At 69.2% G+C, this 8,634-nt stretch carries 6 protein-coding genes and 2 pseudogenes; 3 read left to right on the top strand and 5 right to left on the bottom strand.

Going from position 1 to position 8,634, the window contains the following annotated elements:
* Positions 1-57 precede the first annotated feature (57 nt).
* Entirely contained in the window at positions 58-693 is a 636-nt protein-coding gene (locus ABTZ94_RS34145; protein WP_351206787.1) for a class F sortase, read from the top strand.
* On the opposite strand, the gene ABTZ94_RS34140 is transcribed toward ABTZ94_RS34145, so the two are convergent.
* The 5 genes and pseudogenes from ABTZ94_RS34140 to ABTZ94_RS34115 all read right to left on the bottom strand — a co-directional run.
* Positions 668-946: an MMPL family transporter gene (locus ABTZ94_RS34140; RefSeq protein WP_502967356.1), complete on the bottom strand. Its 279-nt coding sequence runs from the start codon at positions 944-946 to the stop codon at positions 668-670. The two genes, ABTZ94_RS34145 and ABTZ94_RS34140, sit on opposite strands and share 26 nt — an antisense overlap.
* A 107-nt stretch (positions 947-1,053) precedes the next feature.
* A pseudogene (locus ABTZ94_RS38080) lies at positions 1,054-2,048 on the bottom strand (IS630 family transposase); the annotation flags it as partial.
* Between the two features lie 117 nt (positions 2,049-2,165).
* The gene (locus tag ABTZ94_RS34125) at positions 2,166-2,930 is read right to left on the bottom strand and encodes an MMPL family transporter (protein ID WP_351206779.1); all 765 of its coding nucleotides are present in this window, start codon (positions 2,928-2,930) and stop codon (positions 2,166-2,168) included.
* Positions 2,931-2,935: 5 nt separating this feature from the next.
* Entirely contained in the window at positions 2,936-3,112 is a 177-nt protein-coding gene (locus tag ABTZ94_RS34120; protein WP_351206777.1) for a hypothetical protein, read from the bottom strand.
* Between the two features lie 107 nt (positions 3,113-3,219).
* Positions 3,220-3,780 (bottom strand): annotated as a pseudogene (locus ABTZ94_RS34115) (IS481 family transposase); the annotation flags it as partial.
* A 1,002-nt stretch (positions 3,781-4,782) separates the two neighbouring features.
* On the opposite strand from ABTZ94_RS34115, the gene ABTZ94_RS34110 reads away from it, so the two are divergent.
* Positions 4,783-8,157: a DNRLRE domain-containing protein gene (locus ABTZ94_RS34110; RefSeq protein WP_351206781.1), complete on the top strand. Its 3,375-nt coding sequence runs from the start codon at positions 4,783-4,785 to the stop codon at positions 8,155-8,157.
* Entirely contained in the window at positions 8,154-8,591 is a 438-nt protein-coding gene (locus ABTZ94_RS34105) for a hypothetical protein (RefSeq protein WP_351206775.1), read from the top strand. Before ABTZ94_RS34110 ends, ABTZ94_RS34105 begins: the two co-directional genes overlap by 4 nt.
* Positions 8,592-8,634 lie beyond the last annotated feature (43 nt).

Raw genomic sequence — 8,634 nt, 5'->3', positions numbered from 1 at the left:
CGCCGCCCCGTCCCGGGCGGCGCCACTGCCCATCTCCCGTCCCGTTCTGGAGCCCCCATGCCCCGTACGCCTCCATCGCTCTGGCGCGCCGCACTTCCGGTGCTCGCCACTCTGGCCCTCACCGGCTGCTCCTCCGACGCATCACACGCCGACGCGAGTTCATCCAGCGTCCCGGGCTCGCTCAACTCTCCGAAGGACACGGAGCCCAAGGGGACGGAGAAGCACGAGAAGTCCGGGAAGCCGAGGTCCGCGGTGAGCCCCACCCATGTCAGCATCCCTTCTATCGGGGTGAACAGCTCGCTGATGCGGCTCGGTCTGAACGAGGACGGCACCGTCCAGGTCCCGCCCGCCGAGCAGGGCATGACGGCCGGCTGGTACACCGGTGGCGCCGCCCCCGGCGAGCGTGGCGCGGCGGTCCTCATCGGGCACAACGACACCCGCTTCGGAAGGGCCGTCTTCCATGATCTGAAGAAGATCGGCAAGGGGGCGGACATCGCGATCCGCAACGACCGGGGAGCGGAGATCCACTTCAGAGTCACCGGCACTGAGACCGTCAGCAAGAAGGCCTTCCCGACCAAGAGGGTTTACGGCGCCACCAACGAGCGCGCCCTGCGTCTCATCACCTGCGACGGCGCCTTCGACGCACAGGGCCACCCCGTGGACAACCTCATCGTGTACGCCGCCCGGAGCTGACGGCGACCGCGACCGTCTCCCCCGGCTCGTCGCCGACGGTCTGCGCTGCCGTGTCCCGGCCCACTGGGCGGCCCGGCCACCAGAAGGCGGGCCCGACGTCGAGAGCGAGTGCCGGAACGAGGACGGAGCGGACCAGGAAGGTGTCGATCAGTACGCCGATCGCCACCACGATGCCGATTTCGATGAACGCCACCTGTGGGGCGCTGGTGAGGGCGGCGAACGTCGCCGCGAGGACCGCGCCCGCGCCGGTGATGACCCCGCCGGGCGGACCCGACCTGGGATCAATTTCGTCGGCGAACCGCTGACCGAAGGTGCCTGGGTGGCTACTGAACTTGAATGTGTGATGTCGGCCTGATCGTGTCAGCTGGTCAAGGTCAGGCCGGTGCCTATGAGGCAGCCGTCGATGAGGTGCGGTCGGTACTGGGTCTTCTTGAGGCTGCGCTTCACGGCGGCGGCGAGCTGGTCGAGGTTCGCGGCGGCGAGGTTGCCGATCGCCCGTTTCACCAGAGACCAGATGCCCTCCTGCGGGTTGAGGTCGGGTGCGTAGGACGGGAAATGGAAAACGGTCAGCCAGTCCTCGTTCGCAGCGATGAAGTCCTTCATCTGCGGCATGAGATGGGTACGCAGGTTGTCCCAGACCAGGACGATGGGGCCTTTGAGCTGGTGGTGCGCCCGCACGATGAGGTCGCGGTAGGCCTGCCAGGTGAATCCCTTGGGTTCGCCCTTGCGGCCCCGGTGGACGCGAAAGCTGTAGATCAGCCTCGACCGGTCTCCGCGTCGGAAGCAGACCATTCCCGCCATCGAAACCCGTCCCGAACCCCTGCCCCGGACGCGGACGACCGGAGTCCGGCCGACCCGGCCCCAGGACCTCGCGCGTGGCGGCCTCAGCAACTGACTGGCCTCGTCCTCACAGACGATCCAGGCCCCGCGGGCCGCCGCCGTACTTTTACCTGCGGCCACACCTCCTTCTTCCACAACTCCACAGCTCCGTCGTCACGTTCAATCGCCCGCCGGGCCGGCTGCTGCCACGACCAGCCATGGCGCTTCAGCAGCCGCCACGTCCCCTCCACCGTGTAGCCGACGTGGAACAACCGTCCGATCAGAGTCTTCACCCGGGCCAGTGTCCACCGCTGGTCAGCCCAGCCATGGGCGAGCGGACCGCGCTCCAACTCCCGCTCCAGTCTGGCAATTTGGTCTGCCGAAAGCCTCGGACGCCCTGGCGATCCCTTCGACCGAACACCCTCTTCACCCCGCTCACGCCACTGACGGCGCCAGCGCTCCACCGACCGCTCGCTCACCCGCAGCGCGGCCGCGATCTCCCGGTTCTTCGCGCCGCTCTCGAAGCGACCGACCGCGCAGCACGAGGAGGCACGGGGCCGGAGTCGCCCTTGGGGTCGCGGCGACCATGACAGCCGCGGTCGGAGTCATGGCGACGTGGGGCTCCCAAGCCGCTTCCGCAGAACCGGTTTCGCTCACACTGCACTACGGCTGCACATTTTCGGGACTCGGCTACGCGGGCGCCGGGATATCCGGCCGCCGATCCTGTCCCACAGAAGGTGGTTGGCGTTCTTCGGGGCGGCCCCGGCGCGCGGCATACGGGGCCAGAACACCCAGCGGCCCAGCAGGACGAGCACGGCCGGGAACAGCGTGGTCATCGCGGCAAGTCCGCAGACGATCGCGACGGCACCGCCCGGGCTGAGCGTGTGGTTGAACCCGACGTCGGCCCGGGTGAGGCAGAGCAGCCCGAGGCATACGGTCGCGGCCGAGGCGGCGATGGCCGGTACGGCCCTGCGCAGGGCGGTCCGCATGGCATGGTGCCGGTCCTCATGGATGCGCAGCTCCTCTCGGTAGCGGGCGAGCAGCAGCATCGCGTAGTCGGTGCCCACGCCGAAGAGCAAGGCGGTGACGACGATCTCGTTCCCGCCGCCGACGGTCAGGCCGAAGCCCTTGGCGAGCAGGGCGGAGACCGCCTGGGTGGTGAGGAAGGAGACACCCACGACGAGCAGGGGAAGCAGCCACAGGATCGCACTGCGGTAGGTGATGAGCAGCAGCGCGGCGACCACCACGACAGTGATCAGGGTGAGCGCACGACCGGTAGACTCCCGGGCGTCCGCGGCGTCCAGGGAGCTCATCCCCATCGCGACCAGCCTGGCCTGTGCGCCGTCGTGCAGATCGCGTTCGATCCTGCGGAGTTCGGCGGCCTGACTGTCCACCACGGCCCCTCGGGTGCGGGTCAAGTGACCTACACCAGCCTGCGGACGGCCGCCACGACGACGGGGAGCAGCAGGACGCCCAGGCCGAGAGAGGCCGACGAGAACACCATGAGTACGAAGAGGGCCGCCTGCGGCACCTTCTGCGCGACCAGCGCGAGTCCGCGCAACGGCGGCTGCCAAAGTGCGGGTGATGCGACCCTCTTCATTCCGGCCTCCTCCTGCGGGCTCCTTCGATCCCGTCGGAGATGAGTCTCCTGTGCGGCGGCTTCGGAGACATTGGGCCTGTCACCCCGGTTCGAGGGGGGACCTGGGTGTATTGCCCTGTGAGGTTGGGGACGCGGCTGGCGGGTGGTTGGCCCTTGAGCGCGGCGTGTCCGCGGTGGTGATCGTAGGTGTGCAGCCAGGCGGGGTAGGCGTCGCGTCGCTCAGCTTCGCTCCGGTAGGGCTGCGCGTAGGCCCACTCGTCGAGGAGGGTGTGGTTGAACCTCTCCACCTTCCCGTTGGTCTGGGGCCGGTAGGGGCGGGTCCGCTTGTGTGAAATCCCCATCTCTGCAAGGCAGTTGCGCTGGAGGTGGGATTTGTAGCACGAGCCGTTGTCGGTCAGGACGCGTTCGACGGTGATCCCGGCCTGGGCGAAGAACGCGTGGGCCCGGCTCCAGAAAGCAGTCGCGGTCTCCTTCTTCTCGTCGGTGAGGATCTCGCTGCAGGCGAGGCGGGAGTGGTCGTCGACGGCGTTGTGGAGGTAGCTGTAACCGACGCTGGACCGGGTCTTGCGGCCGCCCTGGCGTCCGAGGGTCTTGTGGCCGCCGTCGTCGGGGATGTTGCCGAGCTTCTTGATGTCGACGTGCACCAGCTCGCCGGGGCGTTCGCGTTCGCGATCGTTTGCCGACACTCGGGGTCGCGCCGCAAGGAGTGATCATGGAGCAGGAAATCCCCGCTATCTTTACAAGTTCTTGACTTCTTTTTTACGGGAGGGGATTCTTCTTGTTGAGCACAGCAATGTCCAGATCCAGGTGGTTCACGACCACCGGTCTGGTGCTCTCCGGCCTTCTGGCACTCGAGGTGGCGGCACCAGCCGCCGCGCTCGCAGCGACCACCGCACCCGCCGCCCCGCGCCCGACAGGCACACCGCGACCCCAGGACGACGTCACCTCGGCGCTGCTCCGCGCACGCCTGGAGGGCAAGCGCGTCGAGGTCGTAGGGGAGCGCACCGAGACCCGAACCCTATGGGCCGACCCGAGCGGCACCCTGACCGAGGACCAGGCCGCTGGCCCAGTCCGCTTCCGCGACGACGACGGCTCCTGGACCGCCGTCGACATCAATCTCGCCAAGGCCGCCGACGGAACAGTCGAGGCCAAGGCACACCCGCTGGGCCTCACCCTCGGCGGGGCCACGCCCGCACGGGCCGACGCCCCGGCCACCCGTCGGCTGCGGGCCGTCGAACCGGTCGCCGCCTCGACGCCGCTGGTGACGCTGACCTCGCCAGAGGGCAGCCGCATCGAGCTGGGCTGGCGCGGTGCGCTGACCGCGCCCCGCATCGCCGATACCCGGGCCACCTACCCCGACGCGCTGCCGCACGCCGACCTCGTGGTCTCGGCCACCCGTACCGGCTTCGAGCAGTTCCTCGTCCTCAAGTCCCGCCAGGCCGTTGACGGCTCGGACACTCTGCGGATGACACTCACGGCCAAGGGCCTGACCGCCAAGGCCGACGGCGACGGCGGGGTCGCTTTCACCGACAGCAAGACGGGCAAGCCCGCGGGCATCCTGCCCGCTCCCGTCATGTGGGACGCGCGCACCGACGTACGCTCCGGGGAACATCCGCACCGCGCGCCCGTCGCCATGGAGGTGACGCGTCACCGTCGACCCGGCGGTCAACCTGCTCACCACGTTCACCACCTTCGTCCAGGAGGGCTACGGCACCGACCAGTCCACCGCCACCGAACTCAAGCTCGGCAACAACGGCTCGGAGCAGGTCGCGCGGTCCTTTCTCCACTTCGACACCAAGCCGGTGAAGGGCAAGGACGTCAAGTCGGCGACGCTGAAGCTGTGGAACCACCACTCGTGGTCCTGCCAGGCTCGTGACTGGGAAGTCTGGGACACCAGCACGCCCACCACCGCCACCCGCTGGACCAACCAGCCCAACTGGAACCGCAAGTGGGCCACGTCCAGCCAGACCAAGGGCTTCGGCTCAGGCTGTGACGACGGCTGGGTCGCCGCCGATGTGACCGCCCTGGCCCAGACCTGGGCGTCCAACGCGAACACCGCGAACACGCTCGGCATCCGAGCGACGGACGAGAAGGACTCCTTCGCCTGGAAGCGCTTCAACTCCCGCAACGCGGCTGAGAACGTGCCTGTCCTGTCGGTGACGTACAACAATCCGCCGGGAGCTCCGACCGCCGTCGCACTCTCCCCGTCCTCGTACAACACCTTCAACAAGCGCACGTACGCCACCTCGTTGACGCCGACCTTCGCCGCGAAGGTCACCGACCCCGACGGCGGCACGGTGCGGGCCCAGTTCGAGGTCACTGCGGACCCGGCGTTCAACGACGCCGGCACCTACAGCTGGACCGGTACCAGCGGCGCCGTCGCCTCCGGCGGCACCGCCAAGCTGTCCCTGCCTGCCGACAAGAAGCTCGGCGCGTTCGGCTACCGCGTGCGCACCCGCGCGTACGACGGCTCCGCGCACGGCCCCTGGAGCGCCTACGTCCCCTTTCGGGTGAACACCGGCAATCCCACCGCGCCACAGGTCACGTGCGAGGGCTTCCCGCGTGACCAGTGGACCGACAGGACCGGCGAGATCAGCTGCACCCTCACCACCACGTCCACCGACGGCCGCGGTTACCTGTGGGGCCTCGACGACCCCAACACCCCGCAGCAGGTCAACGACCCCGCCGGTACCGGCGGCAAGCCGCAGACCATCAAGATCAAGCCCGCCAAGGGCTGGCACACCCTGAACGCTCGCACCGTGGACTCCGCCGGACTGCTGTCCGGCGTGACCGCTCACCAGTTCGGCGTCGGCCCCAAGCCGGTCGTCCTGCCCGTCCCGGACGTACCGACCGCGCTCCAGGAAGGCGCTGAGAACACAACCACACCCCTGCTGTCCGGGGTGCTGACAGCTGGCAACCGCGCATACGTGCGCGGCGAATTCGCTCTGTTCGACGCCGCCGGCTTGGCCCTGAGCAACGTACAGCTGCCGCCGTCTTTCGAGAACAGCGGCAACCGCGTCGCCACGATAATCCCCGAGGGTACGCTGGTGCCCGGACGCGCCTACCAGTGGGCGATGCGGGCCTGCGGTGACGCGGCCTGCTCTCCGTGGACGGCCAAGCGTACCTTCACCGCCAAGACACCCGCCGCCATACCGGCCCCACAGGTCCGCACCATCGACATATCCGGCGCCGTCCTGCGCGACGCCACCGCACCCATCGGCGCCGCCGACTGCGGCGGCACCCCGTGCGCAGCCGTCGAAGACGGCACCCTGCGCGTCGGGACCCCCGGCGGCACCGCCTGGCGCAGCTGGCTCCACGCCGATCTTTCGGCCCTTCCTGCCGGTGCCCGGATCACCGACGCCCGACTGAAACTGCACCGAGCCGACTGTACGGACGACGGCCCCACCTGCGCCGAACCCGCAGCCACCGTCCTCGACCTCGCCGAGGCATGGGACGCCTCCCTCAGCGGCCAGGAGCTCGCCGCCGCCGCCAACGAAGAGCCGCTCCTCAACGACGACGAACTACCCGCCACGCTCAGTGACCTCAACCTCGGCTCGCTCGTCGCGGACTGGCTGGCAGGCACCGACAACCACGGCCTGAGCCTCCAGCTCGGCGACGAGAAGACCGCCGCCCCCGGAGTCGTCTACCACTCCTCGCGCGCCGCCGATCCGGCCCTGCGCCCGGTCCTGACGGTGTCCTACATCCCCTCCGGCGCCCCTGGCAGCCCCGAGAACGTCAAGGCCGTCCCGGCCGACCACGGTCTGCTGGCCATCTGGAACCCGCCGAACGACCCCGGCGCCGCGGCAGACACTCTCACCTACACCGTGGTCGTCCACCAGGGTGCCGCCGAGGTCGCCCGCACCACCGTGCAGGACACCCGCGCTGTCTTCGACACCCTCACCAACGGCGCCGACCACACCGTGACGGTCACCGCAACCTCGGCCTTCGGTACCTCCGAGCCAACCCGGTCCGCGACCGCGAAGCCCGTCGCCGTGACCGATCAGGAGCGCTACGTCAAGGCCGTCCGCGACTACCTCGCCGCGCGAGCCGGTGTCCTCAAGGGCACTTACACGACCATCGAGCAAGCCACCGCGAGCAGCCCGAACGGCGCCATGTTCCGGGACCTGCTCGCCGAACAGTTGCCTGATCTGACCGACCGCCGCGAGGCATACGCCCGCCACAACCGTCGCTTCACCGAGGTCACCAGCACGTTCGGCGACGTCCTGACCGGCCCCGGCCCCGACAGCTCCGTGGTGGTACGCGGCACCCTCGCCGAGCACAGCGTGCTCACCCACACCGACGGCACCCAGGAACCGGAAGAGGGCGAACTGCCCGGCCGCTTCGTCTTCACCGGCGGCGTCCTGCGCCAAGAAGCCGACGACGCAGCCGTCGAAGTCACCCTGCCCTCGACGGGCGACGCCGTGCGGGACGCCACCGTCGCCCCTCCCGCCGAGGACAGCATCGACGACATCCCGACGGGCGACGAAGAGACCCTCCCGATCGAGCTGGACGCCGACGGCATGCCCGTCGACGAGCCCGTGCCCGCCCCCGGGGCGCCCGGCGCGCTGCGCGCCGCCCCCAATCACTCGGGCACCGCGACCTGGGCCAAGCGCAACGTCAAAATCAAGTGGGACTACGGCACCGACTGCGCGAACTTCGTCTCCAAGGCGCTGCACTGGGGCGGAAAGATGCAGCAGCGCAAGGGCGGTCGCAAGAACGCCTCACGCTGGTTCCGCAACAGCATCGGCCCGTTCCGCCTCGACAGTTACACCTGGGCCGCCGCAGCCAACCTGCGCCAGCACCTGAAGAACCACCGGGGCGGCCGGGAGATCTCGCGATACGACGCCCGTCCGGGCGACATCATCTTCGGCTACTACCGATCGTCCAAGAAGTGGAACCACACCGGAGTGGTCACGTCCGCCAAGGGGGGCAACATCAACATCACCCAGCACGGCACAGCTGCCCACACGACACTGAACCAATGGTTCAAGCGCAACAAGAACCTCAGTGCCATCAGCATCATCCGCCCGGGGAAGCGCAGTTGAGGCGGGCATACGGGGCGGTCGGCCTGGTGGGAGCAGCGGTGCTGGTCCTCGGCGGGTGTGACGCCCTGAGCACGGACAAGACGCCCGACCGCGTCAGGAACGGCACCTCCGAGCTCGACCTGACGGTCACCGGCCGCCCCACCCCCGGCAGCCTCTCCGTCGCGGAACAGGTCCTGGCGCGGCTCAAGGCCGGGGACGTCGACGGCCTGGCCGATCTCGCGGCGGAGGACGGAGGCTCGAAGGGTGACGCGAAACGCTGGGTGGCCCGCTGGGGCAAGGCCGCCCAGCACCCGGTCACGGCCCACTTCCTCCTGGGAGAGAAGGAGAGCACCGTCGACGTCCGCTTCACCGGTGAACGCGCCACATTGTCACTTCTGTTGAAGGACAACGGCTACGACGACGAGTACGGAGTCGTCCTGAGCGAAAACGACTGAGAACACGCGATGAGGGCTGCGGGCCCCGCCGGGCAACTGCCCG

The organism is Streptomyces sp. NPDC002785 (assembly GCF_040295565.1).
Lineage (GTDB): Bacteria > Actinomycetota > Actinomycetes > Streptomycetales > Streptomycetaceae > Streptomyces.
The sequence above is the reverse complement of the archived record's forward strand: the minus strand, read 5'-3'. Positions and strand labels throughout refer to the sequence as shown.

What these genes read in the sequence shown, in the direction of transcription:
- ABTZ94_RS34145 (WP_351206787.1), top strand. Translation starts at nt 58, where the DNA reads ATGCCCCGTACGCCTCCATCGCTCTGGCGCGCCGCACTTCCGGTGCTC.
- ABTZ94_RS34120 (WP_351206777.1), bottom strand. Translation starts at nt 3,112, where the DNA reads ATGAAGAGGGTCGCATCACCCGCACTTTGGCAGCCGCCGTTGCGCGGA.